Source organism: Nocardia macrotermitis (assembly GCF_009604405.1).
Taxonomy (GTDB): Bacteria; Actinomycetota; Actinomycetes; order Mycobacteriales; family Mycobacteriaceae; genus Nocardia; species Nocardia macrotermitis.
Map to the genome: position 1 here is coordinate 155,323 of NZ_WEGK01000009.1, position 13,090 is coordinate 168,412.

Annotated in this window: 14 protein-coding genes; 5 read left to right on the plus strand and 9 right to left on the minus strand. The window is 67.0% G+C overall.

Features of this window, described 5'->3' with window-relative positions; genetic code table 11:
• Window positions 1-37: 37 nt before the first annotated feature.
• On the minus strand, window positions 38-406 hold the full coding sequence (locus NRB20_RS21365) for a DUF397 domain-containing protein (RefSeq protein ID WP_153411912.1): 369 nt from the start codon (window positions 404-406) through the stop codon (window positions 38-40).
• A gap of 9 nt (window positions 407-415) precedes the next feature.
• A complete protein-coding gene (locus tag NRB20_RS21370; RefSeq protein WP_153411913.1) occupies window positions 416-1,291 on the minus strand; it encodes a helix-turn-helix domain-containing protein in 876 nt (291 codons plus the stop codon).
• A 160-nt stretch (window positions 1,292-1,451) separates the two neighbouring features.
• Between NRB20_RS21370 and NRB20_RS21375 the strand changes: the two genes are divergently transcribed.
• Entirely contained in the window at window positions 1,452-1,724 is a 273-nt protein-coding gene (locus NRB20_RS21375; RefSeq protein WP_153411914.1) for a hypothetical protein, read from the plus strand.
• A 424-nt stretch (window positions 1,725-2,148) separates the two neighbouring features.
• On the opposite strand, the gene NRB20_RS21380 is transcribed toward NRB20_RS21375, so the two are convergent.
• Window positions 2,149-2,673 (minus strand): MarR family winged helix-turn-helix transcriptional regulator, encoded by a 525-nt coding sequence (locus NRB20_RS21380; RefSeq protein WP_153411915.1) that lies wholly within the window; start codon window positions 2,671-2,673, stop codon window positions 2,149-2,151.
• 81 nt (window positions 2,674-2,754) lie between these two features.
• Here NRB20_RS21380 and NRB20_RS21385 point away from each other — a divergent pair, with 81 nt between their 5' ends.
• Window positions 2,755-3,408, plus strand: coding sequence for an MBL fold metallo-hydrolase (locus tag NRB20_RS21385; protein WP_153411916.1), 654 nt, complete (start codon window positions 2,755-2,757; stop codon window positions 3,406-3,408).
• An 81-nt stretch (window positions 3,409-3,489) separates the two neighbouring features.
• Here the strand turns inward: NRB20_RS21385 and NRB20_RS21390 are convergent, their stop codons facing one another.
• From NRB20_RS21390 to bioB, 3 genes are all read right to left on the minus strand, one after another.
• Window positions 3,490-4,191, minus strand: a complete 702-nt coding sequence (locus NRB20_RS21390) for a DUF2567 domain-containing protein (RefSeq protein WP_153411917.1) — start codon at window positions 4,189-4,191, stop codon at window positions 3,490-3,492.
• Entirely contained in the window at window positions 4,191-4,400 is a 210-nt protein-coding gene (bsaP, locus tag NRB20_RS21395) for a biotin synthase auxiliary protein BsaP (RefSeq protein WP_153412082.1), read from the minus strand. The genes NRB20_RS21390 and bsaP overlap by 1 nt, the downstream gene beginning before the upstream one ends.
• A 104-nt stretch (window positions 4,401-4,504) precedes the next feature.
• Window positions 4,505-5,524 carry a biotin synthase BioB gene (bioB, locus tag NRB20_RS21400; RefSeq protein WP_319945220.1) on the minus strand — a complete coding sequence of 340 codons (1,020 nt, stop codon included), beginning with the start codon at window positions 5,522-5,524 and terminating at the stop codon, window positions 4,505-4,507.
• 119 nt (window positions 5,525-5,643) lie between these two features.
• On the opposite strand from bioB, the gene NRB20_RS21405 reads away from it, so the two are divergent.
• The gene (locus NRB20_RS21405) at window positions 5,644-6,246 is read left to right on the plus strand and encodes a TetR/AcrR family transcriptional regulator C-terminal domain-containing protein (protein ID WP_319945221.1); all 603 of its coding nucleotides are present in this window, start codon (window positions 5,644-5,646) and stop codon (window positions 6,244-6,246) included.
• A 190-nt stretch (window positions 6,247-6,436) separates the two neighbouring features.
• Here NRB20_RS21405 and bioD read toward each other — a convergent pair whose 3' ends face one another.
• The 3 genes from bioD to NRB20_RS21420 form a co-directional block, all read right to left on the minus strand.
• Window positions 6,437-7,120 (minus strand): dethiobiotin synthase, encoded by a 684-nt coding sequence (gene bioD, locus NRB20_RS21410; protein ID WP_319945222.1) that lies wholly within the window; start codon window positions 7,118-7,120, stop codon window positions 6,437-6,439.
• A gap of 35 nt (window positions 7,121-7,155) precedes the next feature.
• Window positions 7,156-8,334, minus strand: coding sequence for an 8-amino-7-oxononanoate synthase (locus NRB20_RS21415; RefSeq protein WP_319945223.1), 1,179 nt, complete (start codon window positions 8,332-8,334; stop codon window positions 7,156-7,158).
• Window positions 8,335-8,412: 78 nt separating this feature from the next.
• Window positions 8,413-9,681 carry an adenosylmethionine--8-amino-7-oxononanoate transaminase gene (locus tag NRB20_RS21420; protein WP_319945224.1) on the minus strand — a complete coding sequence of 423 codons (1,269 nt, stop codon included), beginning with the start codon at window positions 9,679-9,681 and terminating at the stop codon, window positions 8,413-8,415.
• A 155-nt stretch (window positions 9,682-9,836) separates the two neighbouring features.
• On the opposite strand from NRB20_RS21420, the gene NRB20_RS21425 reads away from it, so the two are divergent.
• Window positions 9,837-10,805 carry a bifunctional helix-turn-helix transcriptional regulator/GNAT family N-acetyltransferase gene (locus tag NRB20_RS21425; protein WP_227833730.1) on the plus strand — a complete coding sequence of 323 codons (969 nt, stop codon included), beginning with the start codon at window positions 9,837-9,839 and terminating at the stop codon, window positions 10,803-10,805.
• 89 nt (window positions 10,806-10,894) lie between these two features.
• A complete protein-coding gene (gene glgX / locus NRB20_RS21430) occupies window positions 10,895-13,063 on the plus strand; it encodes a glycogen debranching protein GlgX (protein WP_153411919.1) in 2,169 nt (722 codons plus the stop codon).
• The last annotated feature ends 27 nt before the right edge of the window (window positions 13,064-13,090 follow it).

The window sequence follows — 13,090 nt, forward strand, 5'->3', positions numbered from 1 at the left end:
GGGTCGATTTCCGAAACTCTATGGGAGCCTTGAACTTCTAGGCCACCATGACGAAATCGTCGGCCGCGATGCCCGCGAGGAATGCGGTCCACTCGGCATCGGTGTAGGTCAGGGCGACACCGTCGTGATCCTGGAGGGTGACGCCGCCGTCATGGAGGTGCAGGATCCGGAGTTCGCCCGATCGGGGGCTACCCGCGACCGCCGCCTCGAGGAACGGTTGCCAGTGGGTGAGCGGGAGGCTGATCATCGGCTGGTCGTCGGTCGCGTTGGCGGGATCGCGACGGTATTTGCTGTCGCGCAGGCCGACCAGGTCACCGGCGAAGGCGAATTCGACGCAGGCGCTTCCGCTTTGGCTCCGTGCACTCTTGTGCCATTGCGCATCGGTCAATTCGGCCTTCGAGCTCATGACCGTATTCTACCGGGGAATCTCATCGAGAGAGTCTGCAAGCTGGGCAACCAATTTGGACGATTTGGCCGGGCTGAGCGCGATCGCGGCCAACTGGACGAACTGCTCGTTGTACCGCTTGACCTGGCCCTGCTCCTCCACGAAGATCTGTCCGGCCATGGTGTCCAGATACACGACCTCGGGTCCCTCCGCTTCGGGAAAGTCCATGAGCGCGAAGGAACCTCGCATCCCGGGATGACCTCCGGAATCGAAGGGGATGATCTGCACCGTTACGTTCGGCAGCGTGGCAGCCTGAACCAGCCGCCGCAGTTGCGCACGGGTTATGTCCGATGAACCGACGATGCGGCGGATCGCCGGTTCATCGATGATCGCCCACAGCTTCAACGGCCGTTCGCCGCCGAGTCTCTGCTGGCGATCCAGGCGAGAACGTACATAGCTGTCGATTTTCTCAGCACCGGCCTCGGAGTCACTTTCCGCGATCAGAGCGTGAGCGTATTGCTCGGTCTGCAGTAGGCCGGGGATGACAAGGGGTTCGAACGCCCGGAGTTGCTCGGCTTGATCTTCGAGGCTGATGTAGGTGTTGTACGGCTCGGGCAGGTCATGGTGGTACGGCAGCAGTAGTCCGCGCTTGGTCGAGTCCTTGAAAAGGCTTGTCAGCAGCTCACGTTCGGCGTCGTTCGCGCGATACAGGTCCATCAGCGCCAGCAACGTGCGCTGTTGCGGACGGGTCACCGCCTCTTCGATTCGGTAGAGGGTGACATCGCTGATCTTGGTCGCATCCTGGACCTGCTGACGGTTGAGTCCAGCGGCCTCGCGAAGACTGAGCAATTCCGCGGCCAGTCGTCGCAAGTGGATGCCCGCGATGCGCGGCGGCGGTTGTCGCATGATCACAGTCTTGCCAAACCGCGCCCAGAGAGCAACTAAGACAAACGTACCTATTTAAAATGCAACTATTGCATTTGTTGTAGGTGCGGTGCATGCTGTGACTGAACGTGACCGGCATCACGACCGGTCACGGATTCCGAACTCGAGGGGGCCGAGAGGCATGGCGTTGCAGATGATCGGAACACTGATGATCAGCGATCGAACCGTCCACACCGCACGATCAGTGGGCCAGGACGGCTGGGTGGTCTCATACCTGCCCGGCCGCACACTCGGCCTCTCGGCCGCGGTCGGCGCACTCCTCATCGCCGAACTCGCCACCGAAATCGCCTCCACCGCAAGACCTCTCGGCCTCACCGCGCCCGAAGCAGTCGGATTGTCATTGCTGACACCACGCGCGTTGGACCGGGCGAGTCAATGGACGAATGCCACCTGACCGTCCAACTGGACGACGGTGCACCCCTACACTTCCGCGCCGACCGTCACGCAGCAGAGCAATTTGCCTGCGCCGCAGCATATTTAGCAACCATCACCATCGACGACCAGGTCCGCGACTGGATGCCACCCATGCCCTACCAGAGCTTGTGGCAATAACCGGCCGGAACGCCCCAGGCCGCAATTGGACGCGAACCAGTGGAGTGTCGACCTGCCAACTGCTCGATCACGCGCCCTGTGCGTGGGCACCGAGAGATTGTGGTGATGAAATAGATTCTCTCACAGCATTTTTGCAGGAACTAATGCTCACCGATGCCAGTACGTCGACGGTCTGGATCCACCCGGTCGCAGCGGCGCGATCGGCGTTAACACCGACCGCCACGATCCTGCCTGGGCCCGGCGAGGGGCGAATTCCGGTCGCCTCGTCACCACGCCCCGGTGATGGGTCCGTCGCCGGGCGTGGGCGACGCGGCAACGCTGCCTGCGATCGTCCGCGTAACCCGGTCGATGAGGGCCAGGGCGTGGGCCAGGACACGCCGTTCGTCCTCATCGAGGCCGTCCTCGAGAGCCCTGGCGAGCAGACCGACTCGGCGGTGGCGATCGCGGTCGATCGCCTCCTTGCCCGCGCCGGTCAGCGTGAGAACCTTCTTGCGCGCATCGGACGGGTCGGGGCCCGCGGCCAGATAGCCCGCGCCAGTCAACTCCTTCACGGCGGTGGCCATCGTCTGATGCCGCACGCCGCGGCTCGCGGCCAGGTCAGCGGTGGTCATCGGACCGCGTCGGTCGAGCAGGTCCAGCACCGCGGCCGGTATGGGCGCGAGCTGGTCGACGGAGCGGGTGGAGCGGACCAGCGCGCCGACGCTCGCGCGCAGATCGGCGGCAAGCCGGTCGAGTGAGACCCGGTCGGGTGCTACAGGAGATGCCGCACCCCCGGCAGGCGGGGTGTCCATGCTCACAGCCTAGCACAAATGTAGTATCAACTGTACAGTCTCATCTGTACAGATTAAACTACATACCTACCGGAGCAGAGAATGCGACTGACCAAGCACGCCCACGCCTGCGTGACCCTGTCCAAGACGAGCCGGGAGGACGGCGGGCGGATCGTCATCGACCCCGGAACGTTCACCCCGGACGCCGATGTGGCCGTGGCCGCCGCGGACGCCGTCCTGATCACTCATGAGCACTTCGACCATGTCGACGAGGAACTGATCTCCCGAAGCCTGGAAGCGCGGCCCGAGCTGCGGGTTTTCGGCCCGCGGCCGGTGGTGGAGCGATGGCTCGGCTACCGCGGCCGGGTCACCGCGGTAGCCCCCGGCGACCGAGTGAGCGTCGCCGGCTTCGACATCGCGGTCTTCGGCGGCGAACACGCCTGCATCCACCGTGACATCCCGAACGTGGCGAACGTCGGCTATCTCGTCGACGACAGCCTCTACCACCCCGGCGACTCCTACCACGTCCCGGATTGCGCGGTCGACACGCTGCTGTTGCCCACCAGCGGGCCGTGGACCAGCGTCGGAGCGGCGGCCGACTACGTGCGTCAACTCGCGCCTCGGCGTCTGATCCAGATCCACGAAGTCATGCTCAGCCAGATCGGCCAGCAGTCGATGGCCCGATTCCTGAGCCCCCGGATGCTGACCGACGTCCCGCTGACCATCCTCTCGGACGGAGAGACGGTCACGGTCTGAACGAACATCGCCTGTTTCGTTGATGTCCAGGAAGGGTGTGAATCGCCTGGCGCAGGGAAATCGCCTCGCGCCCACCGTGATTCAGCGGGAGTCGGCACCCTCGAAAGGTCCGGTATGCCCCAGAGCGGCACCATTCGAAACCGGAGATCCGTAGGGGCCGTAAGTGATATCCGAGGCGTACGAGTTGCCACCCGGCGGAACATCCGGGCCGACACCGAGATCCTCGGACGTGCTCAAGGCGGCCAGCAACAGGATGACCAACGCCGCGAACAGCGGTTGGACCATGACAACCGACCAGGCACCAGCCGACAGATCGGAGTGGATCCAATGGTCGATCAGGGTGCGCCAGCCGTCGATCGAGGGAGGCATGGCAACGATGGTGTGCAGCGGGGGGTTCGAGGCGTGGGGGTGCATGCTGTGGGCGGTGAGTTCACCGAGCCAGGACATCAGTTCCGCACCGACGAACGACGCGAACAGCAAGGCGCACTGCATGATCGGACCACGCACCCGGCGCAAACGCCATACAGCGGCGGCGGTCAGCACACCGACCACCATGGCGATGCAGACGAACACGGCGATCGCGTCGAAACGATGCGTGCTCTCCCCCGTCAGCGCCGCACCGCGACCGGGCTGCACCACCAGTACGCGTTCGGTCGGAGCCAACACCGCCCACACCACCCCACCGAGCGCACTGACCACCAACACCGCGAGCACCACCGCGAGGGCGGCACGGATTTCCCGCCGCCGCGACGCGGGCGGTTCGGCCACACCCTGATGGACCATCAGCGGCGGTCCAGGGACTTCGAATCGAGCACGCCGTGCCGCGAGCACTTCGCCCACCAGCCTTCCGGATGCACCTGCACGATCATCCGGCGGCCGCACTGTTCGCAGAACCGCGGCGGCTCGAGGCCGAGCGCGGCGGCCGCGGGCACCGGATCGTCCACACCGGTGACGATCCGCTTACCCGTGAACGGGTTGTACCGCTCTTCCATATCGACGACCACTTCTCGCCCCTTGAACCTTTGATGACGTGCGACCGGCCCTGCACCGCCTCAACCGTACCGGCGGATCCGCGACCACCGGACGGCGACGCGACCTACAGGGTCTCGTTGAGCGCCTTGATCGGCATCTTCAGCTCACCCAGCAGATCCAGATCGGCTTCGGCGGGACGGCCGAGGGTGGTCAGGTAGTTGCCGACGATGACGGCGTTGATACCGCCGAGGATGCCCTGCTTGGCGCCCAGATCGCCGAGGGTGATCTCACGGCCGCCCGCGAAACGCAGGATGGTGCGCGGCAGCGCGAGCCGGAACGCGGCCACGGCCTTGAGCGCCTCGGCCGCGGGCAGCACCTCGAGATCACCGAACGGGGTGCCCGGACGCGGGTTCAGGAAGTTCAGCGGCACCTCGTCGGGCTCCAATTCGGCCAGCTGCGAAGCGAATTCGGCGCGCTGCTCGATGGTCTCGCCCATGCCCAGGATGCCGCCGCAGCACACCTCCATACCGGCCTCGCGCACCATGCGCAGGGTGCCCCAGCGCTCCTCCCAGGTGTGCGTGGTGACCACGTTCGGGAAGTGCGACCTGGAGGTTTCCAGGTTGTGGTTGTAGCGGTGCACGCCCATCGCGGCGAGCTGGTCGACCTGCTCCTGGTTGAGCATGCCCAGCGAGCAGGCGACCTGGATGTCGACCTCGTTGCGGATGGCCTCGACGCCCGCGGCGACCTGCGCCATCAGCCGCTCGTCGGGGCCTCGCACGGCCGCGACGATGCAGAATTCGGTCGCGCCGGTCTTGGCGGTCTGCTTGGCGGCCTCGACCAGCGAGGGGATGTCCAGCCAGGCCGCGCGGACCGGGGACTGGAACAGGCCCGACTGCGAGCAGAAGTGGCAGTCCTCGGGGCAGCCGCCGGTTTTGAGCGAGATGATGCCCTCGACCTCGACCTCGGGGCCGCACCAGCGCATCCGCACCTCGTGCGCCAGGGCCAGCAGCTCCTCGAGCCGGTCGTCACCGAGCCGCAGCACCTCGACGGTCTGCTCCTGGGTGAGGCCGACGCCGCGCTCGAGCACCTGCTCGCGAGCGGTCGCCAGAATGTCGACGTCGGTCTTGACGGGTGCCTGGGTCACAGCACGAATCCCTTCTTGTGGCCGGGGCGGCCGCGCAACGTGAACGATGTACTTGAACGGTGTTCAGGCTAAGGTACCTGGGGACAGGAGTCAAAGCTCGTCGCCAGAAAGGGCCACCCGTGCAGTTGCACCGCACCGACGTCGTCGACGGAGCCGTCGCCATCCTCGACCAGTACGGACTGGCCGATCTGACGATGCGTCGGCTGGCGACCTCCCTGCACGTCCAGCCGGGGGCGCTGTACTGGCACTTTCCCAACAAGCAGGCCCTGCTCGGCGCGGTCGCCGACCGGATTCTCGCGCCGATGGAGGACACGGTCGATGCCGACGAGTGGTCCGGACAGGTCTCCGAACTCGCACATCGGCTGCGCTCGTGCCTGCTGGCGTATCGCGATGGCGCAGAGGTGGTTTCGGCGACCTACGCGTCCCGGTTGACCACCAGCAAGGGCCGGGAACGGTTGGCCGGGGCGCTGATTCGCGGCGGGATGACCCGCGAGGAGGCCGATCAAGCCGCATACACGCTGCTGTACTACATCCTCGGTGGCACGGTGGACGAGCAGTCGCGCATGCAGATGGATTCGGCGGGTGCGTTGAGCGAGGAGTCCTCGCCGGTTCACGAATCTCTCACCGGCGATGAAACACCCAGTGCCACCGACCGTTTCGACTTCGGTCTGCAATTGTTCCTCGGTGGCGTGCGACATCTGCTGGGCAGCCGGGTGCGCTGAGCGCCGCGTCCGCAACGAACACCACCCGAACGATCAGCGACACAGTAGCTCCGGGCAGCGGGTTCCGAGGAGCGGCAGGTTCGCACCGAGCCGGAGCAGGGCGTGTTTCGAGCGCGAAGTCTTCTGGGGAACAGCACTTTTCGTGAGGTAAGCACGGGGCCAAGGAGTTCTCGGTTCGTCCGGTGCTGGATCAGACCATGAGGTGACGCACTGTCCAGTCGGGTGTGAACCAACTCGGGGCGGCGTCGGCGAAACGTTCCGGAGTCCAGCGGCCCGCGCCCTGCGGGATGCTGCCGACCAGGTCGACGCCGGTGACGGCGGGCAGGTCGGCGCGGTTGCAGTCCGATGCGAGATCCGGTGTGGCAGGCCAGGATCCGATGACCAGGCCCGCGCAGGGGACGCCCGCGGCGGACAGGGCGCGGGTGGTCAGTTCGCTGTGATTGAGGGTGCCCAGGCCCGCGGCGGCGACGACCAGGACCGGGGCGTTGATCTTCTGAGCCAGGTCCAGGATCGTGAAATCGCCCATCCGGACCAGTAATCCGCCCGCGCCCTCGACCAGGGTGAGGTCGGCGTCGGCGAGAGATTCCACGCCCGCGGCCGTTTCGGCGAGGGTGAGCAGCGGGCTGCCGCAGCGGCGGGCGGCGGTGTCGGGGGCGAGCGGGTCGGGGTAGCGGGCCAATTCCAGTGTGCGCGTGACGCCTCCGAGCCTGCGGATCTCCGCGAGGTCGCCGGGCTCACCCGGTCGCACGCCGGTCTGGGCCGGTTTGCAGACCGCCACCGAACGTCCGGCCGCTCGGGCCGCCGCCGCCAGGGCCGCGGTGACGACGGTCTTGCCGACGTCGGTCGACGTGCCGGTCACGATCAGAACACCCACGAGATCCTCACTCCCACAACAGGAAACAACGCTTGTTACGCGGACGCGCCGGTGGCCAGCGGCTCGCGCTGCGGATCCCCGGCCCGCGCCTGGGCCAGCACCTCGCCCAGAACCGTTGCGATGCTGTCCATCTCGGCATCGGTGAGATCGGCGCGGGCGGTCAGCCGCAGCCGCGACGTCCCCTCGGGCACCGATGGCGGGCGGAAGCAGCCGACGTTCAGGCCGCGCTCCCGGCACGCGCACGCGGCGTCGTAGGCGACCTGCGCCTTGCCCAGCACGACCGAGACGACCGCCGAATCCGGTTGCGGCACACCGGCGATACGGGCGATCTGCGCCGCGCGCGTCAGCACCCGCCCGCCCATCTCCGGATCGCGCCGCAGCAGTCCCAAGGCCGCGCGCGCCGCACCGACTGCCGCCGGAGCCAGACCGGTGTCGAAGATGAACGTGCGCGCGGAATCGATCAGATGCGCCCGCACCCGCTCACTCGACAACACCGCACCGCCTTGCGCGGCAAGGGCTTTCGACAATGTCGCGGTGATAATCAGATCCGGCAGCCCGGCCAGCCCGACCTCCTGCACCAGCCCGCGCCCGCCGTCGCCACGCACGCCGATGCCGTGCGCCTCGTCCACGATCAGCACCGCACCGTTGGCCCGCACCACCTGATGCAGTTCGGTCAGCGGCGCGAGATCACCGTCGGCGCTGAACACCGAATCGGTGAGCATCAGCGCCCGCTCCTCGGTGCGCTCGGCCAGCAGCCGATCCACCGCCTCGGCATCACAGTGCGGCGCGATCTCCACCCGCGCCCGCGACAACCGGCAGGCATCCACCAGCGAGGCATGACTCCCCGCATCGGACACCACCAGCGACCCGCGCCCGGCCAACGCCGTGACCACTCCGAGGTTGGCGGCATAACCGGTGGCGAACACCAAACCCGCTTCGGCACCGACGAATTCGGCCAACTCGGCCTCGAACTCCTCGTGCGCAGTGGTTGTCCCGGTAACCAGCCGCGACCCCGTCGACCCGGTCCCCCAGGTCCGCACAGCGTCGACCGCGGCCGCTACCACCTCGGGATGCCGCGACAGCCCCAGATAGTCGTTGGACGCCAGATCGATCGCCGCGGACCGCGCCTCCCGCGCCCGCAACTCCCGCCGCAACCCGGCACTCACCCGCGCGGTAGCCCGCTCGTCCAACCAGCCCAACGGATCGATGTTCACAGCAGAGAAGCATACTTGAACAGCGTTCAAGAGCAATACCCCGTGTACGAAATGACCTCCGACAGGTCCGCGCCGCATTCAGCTCGCGGCGGCGGCAACGACGCCTGCGGTGATGCGGGCGATGTCGTCGGGGCTGCTGATGAAGGGGGGCATGGTGTAGACGAGGTTGCGGAAGGGGCGGAGCCAGACTCCTGTGGTTACGGCGGCGGCGGTGGCCTGGCGCATGTCGACGGGGTGGTCGAGTTCGACGACGCCGATCGCGCCCTGCACACGGACTTCTACGACGCCCGGAATCTCTTGTGCCGCAGCCAGTCCGGCGGTCAGGCGGGCTTCGATTCCGGCGACCTCGCCGAACCAGTCGCGGGAGAGCAGTAGTTCGATGGAGGCGACGGCGACGGCGCAGGCCAGGGGGTTGCCCATGAAGGTCGGGCCGTGCATGAGGCCGCCGTGGCCGGCGCTGATCGTCTCGGCCATCCGAGTGGTGCACAGGGTCGCGGCGAGGGACATGTAGCCGCCGGTGAGGGCCTTGCCGACGCACATCACGTCGGGGCGCACGCCGACCCGGTCCGCGGCGAAGAACGTTCCGGTGCGGCCGAATCCGGTGGCGATCTCGTCGAAGACCAGCAGGATGCCGTGTTCGTCGCAGAGGCGGCGCAGATCCTTCAGATAGTCCGGATGATGGAAACGCATACCGCCCGCGCCCTGCACGATCGGTTCCACGATCACCGCGGCGATCTCGTCGGCATGCTCGGCCAGCAGACGTTCCAACTCCCGAACATATTCCGGCTCATAGTCTTTCGGCGGCATGGGCGCGAAGATCTGCTCGGCGAGCACGTCGGTCCACAGCGAATGCATCCCGCCCTCGGGATCGCACACGCTCATCGGCGTGAAGGTGTCACCGTGATACCCGCCGCGCCAGGTGAACAGCCGCCGCTTCCCCGGCCGCCCCAGCGCCCGCCAGTATTGCAGGCACATCTTGGCCGCCACCTCGACCGATACCGATCCCGAATCGGACAGGAACACCTTGTCCAGTCCGTCGGGCGTGTGCTCGACCAGCAACTGACACAGTCGCGTCGCGGGTTCGTGGGTGAGCCCGCCGAACATGACGTGACTCATCCGCTGCGCCTGTCCGACCAGCGCCGCGTCCAACACCGGATGCCGATACCCGTGCACCGCGGCCCACCAGGAACTCATCCCGTCGACCAACTCACGCCCGTTGGCGAGCGTGAGCCGGGTCCCAGCGGCGGAGGCGACGACCAGCGGTTCGGTCGGAGCCGGAAAACCGCCGTACGGATGCCAGACATGGGCGGCATCCAGCGCGGTGATCTCATCGGGAGTCAGTGCCACGGCAATCCTTCACGCGAGCGTCCTTGAACGCCGTTCAAGTTATCACCTCGCCGAATCACCGCCGCACCGCATCCGAAACCACCGGAAAGAATCCACCTCGGCGGCCGCTGAGGTATTGTTTGACTTAGTCAAAGAATATCTGGACAAAGTCAAAGATGAGCGGATCGGAAGCGAGGACCATGAACACCGCCGTCACCTCGAACGCGAACGATGTCGCCGCCGAGCACATCGATGCCGTCCGCGAGTTCAACCGTCGCTACACCCGGCTGATCGGGGTGCTGCACGAGCATCTGGTCGATACCGACTACTCGCTGACCGAGGCGCGGATCCTGTTCGAGCTGGCGCATTCCGAGACCTCCGACGTGGTCGAGCTACGGCGGAATCTGGATCTGGATCCCGGATATCTCAGCCGGATCCTGGCGCGATTTGCCAAGGACGGGCTCGTCGAACGGCAGCGCAGCGATCAGGACGCACGGCGGCAGCAGGTGCGGCTGACCGAGCACGGACGCGCGGTATTCGGCGATCTGGACGAGCGGTCCAGCCGGGGTATCGCCGGACTGCTCGCCGATCGGTCCGTCACCGACCACGCGCGGCTGGTCGAGGCCATGCGCACCATCGAGACGATCCTGGACGGCCACGACGCACCCGTGCGGATCCGCGAACCCCGGCCCGGCGACCACGGCTGGGTGATCGCCCGCAACGCCGCCCTCTACGCCGCCGAATACGGCTGGGACGGCAGCTACGAGACGCTCGTCGCCCGGATCGTCACCGGCTTCCTGGAATCCCACGACCCGCACCGCGAACGCGCCTGGATCGCCGAATCCGGCGGCGAACGCCTCGGCGCGATCTTCTGCATGCGCGAGGACGACGACACCGCCCGGCTGCGCCTGCTGCTGGTCGAACCGTCCGCCCGCGGCCGCGGCGTGGGCAGCGCGCTGGTCGAGCACTGCCTGGAATTCGCCACCGCCGCCGGATACCGCGACATGGTGCTGTGGACCAACGACGTGCTGACCTCGGCCCGCCACATCTACCAGCGCGCCGGATTCGAACTCGTCGACTCCGAACCACACCACAGCTTCGGCCGAGATCTGCTCGGACAGACCTGGCGGCGCACCCTGCGCTGACCCCCGACCCCCGCCCGAGGTGCGCTGCACGCCACATCTCGCGGCCCACCCCCACCGGTTACCCGGCGACGCCCATTACTGTCGAAGGCATGGTTGCACCCGACGCACTCGGTGAGGTCGCGCCGCTCGGCGTCTGGCCGGGCACCGCGTACCCGTTGGGCGCCACGTACGACGGGGCCGGAACCAACTTCTCGCTGTTCTCCGAAGTCGCCGAGCGGGTGGAATTGTGCCTGATCGGACGGGACGGGGCGGAGGTCCGTGTCCCGCTCGAGGAGGTCGACGGGTACGTCTGGCACGCGTACGTGCCCGCGATCGGTCCCGGGCAGCGGTACGGGTTCCGGGTGCACGGCCCGTTCGACCCCGAGCGCGGGCTGCGGTGCGATCCGAGCAAACTGCTGCTGGATCCGTACGGTAAGGCGTTCGCGGGCGAATTCGGCAACGATCCGTCGCTGTACACGCCGGGCCGGGATTCACTGGGGCACACCATGACCGGCGTGGTGATCAACCCGTACTTCGATTGGGCCGACGACCGTCCGCCGCGACGGCCCTACCACGAGACGGTCGTCTACGAGGCGCACGTCAAGGGGATGACGATGACGCATCCGCAGGTGCCCCCCGAACTACGCGGCACCTACGCCGGGATGGCGCATCCGGCGATCGTCGAACATCTGGTCTCGCTCGGCGTCACCGCGATCGAACTGATGCCGGTACACCAGTTCCTGCACGACCGCGTACTGCTGGACCAGGGATTGCGAAACTACTGGGGGTACAACAGTTTCGGCTATCTGGCCCCGCACCACGAATACGCCGCCGATCCGCGCGCCGGGGCCGCGGTCACCGAATTCAAGGCGATGGTGCGCGCGCTGCACGCCGGGGGGATCGAGGTGATCCTGGATGTGGTCTACAACCACACCGGCGAGGGCAACCACCTCGGCCCGACACTGTGCCTGCGCGGGATCGACAACGCGGCGTACTACCGTCTGGCACAGGATGATCCGCAGCACTACGTCGACTACACCGGCACCGGCAACAGCCTGAACGTACGTCATCCGCACACGCTGCAACTGATCATGGATTCGCTGCGCTACTGGATCCTGGAGATGCACGTCGACGGTTTCCGCTTCGACCTGGCCGCCACCCTGGCCCGCGAACTGCACGATGTCGACCGGCTGTCCACGTTCTTCGATCTGGTGCAACAGGATCCGGTGGTCAGTCAGGTCAAACTCATCGCCGAACCCTGGGACGTCGGCGAGGGCGGCTATCAGGTCGGCAACTTCCCGAGCCTGTGGACCGAGTGGAACGGCAAATACCGTGACACCGTGCGGGATTACTGGCGCGGTGAACCGGCGACGCTGGGCGAGTTCGCCTCTCGGCTGACCGGGTCCTCGGATCTGTACGAGGCCACCGGCCGCCGCCCCTGGGCGAGCGTCAACTTCGTCACCGCGCACGACGGGTTCACGCTGCGAGATCTGGTGTCGTACAACGAGAAACACAATCAGGACAACGGCGAGGACAATCGCGACGGCGAGAGCCACAACCGCTCCTGGAACTGCGGCGTGGAGGGCCCCACCGACGACCCGCGGATCCTGGAACTGCGAAATCGCCAGACCCGCAACATGATCGCCACTCTCGCCCTCTCGCAGGGCACCCCGATGCTGCTGCACGGGGACGAGATGGGCCGCACCCAGCACGGCAACAACAACGCCTACTGCCAGGACTCCCCGCTGTCCTGGGTGGATTGGTCACTGGCGCAGAAGAATTCGGACCTGCTGCGATTCACCCGCGCCGCGCTGGCCCTGCGCGCCGAACATCCGGTGTTCCGCCGACGCCGCTTCTTCGACGGCCGCCCCGGCGCGGACGAGGACCGCGACGGCCGCCTGGACGCCCCCGACATCGCCTGGCTCACCCCCGCCGGCACCGAAATGACCGCCGCGGACTGGGATTCGGGCTTCGGCCGCTCCCTCGCGGTCTTCCTGAACGGCGCCCGGATCAACGAACCGGGCCCGCGCGGCGAACGCATCCACGACGATTCGTTCCTGCTGTGCTTCAACGCGCACGACGCACCCATCGAGTTCACCCTGCCGGGACCGGATTTCGGCGCCCGGTGGTCGGTGGCCCTGGATTGTTCGACCCCCACCGGACACACCTCACTCGACTACGACACACCGGCCGTGGTCGAGGTGCCGGATCGCTGCCTGCTGGTACTGCGCCGGACCGACCGGACGAAGGACCAGGAGCCGACGTGGGCGAGGATATAGGGCCGCACGCACGCCATGATGAGATCA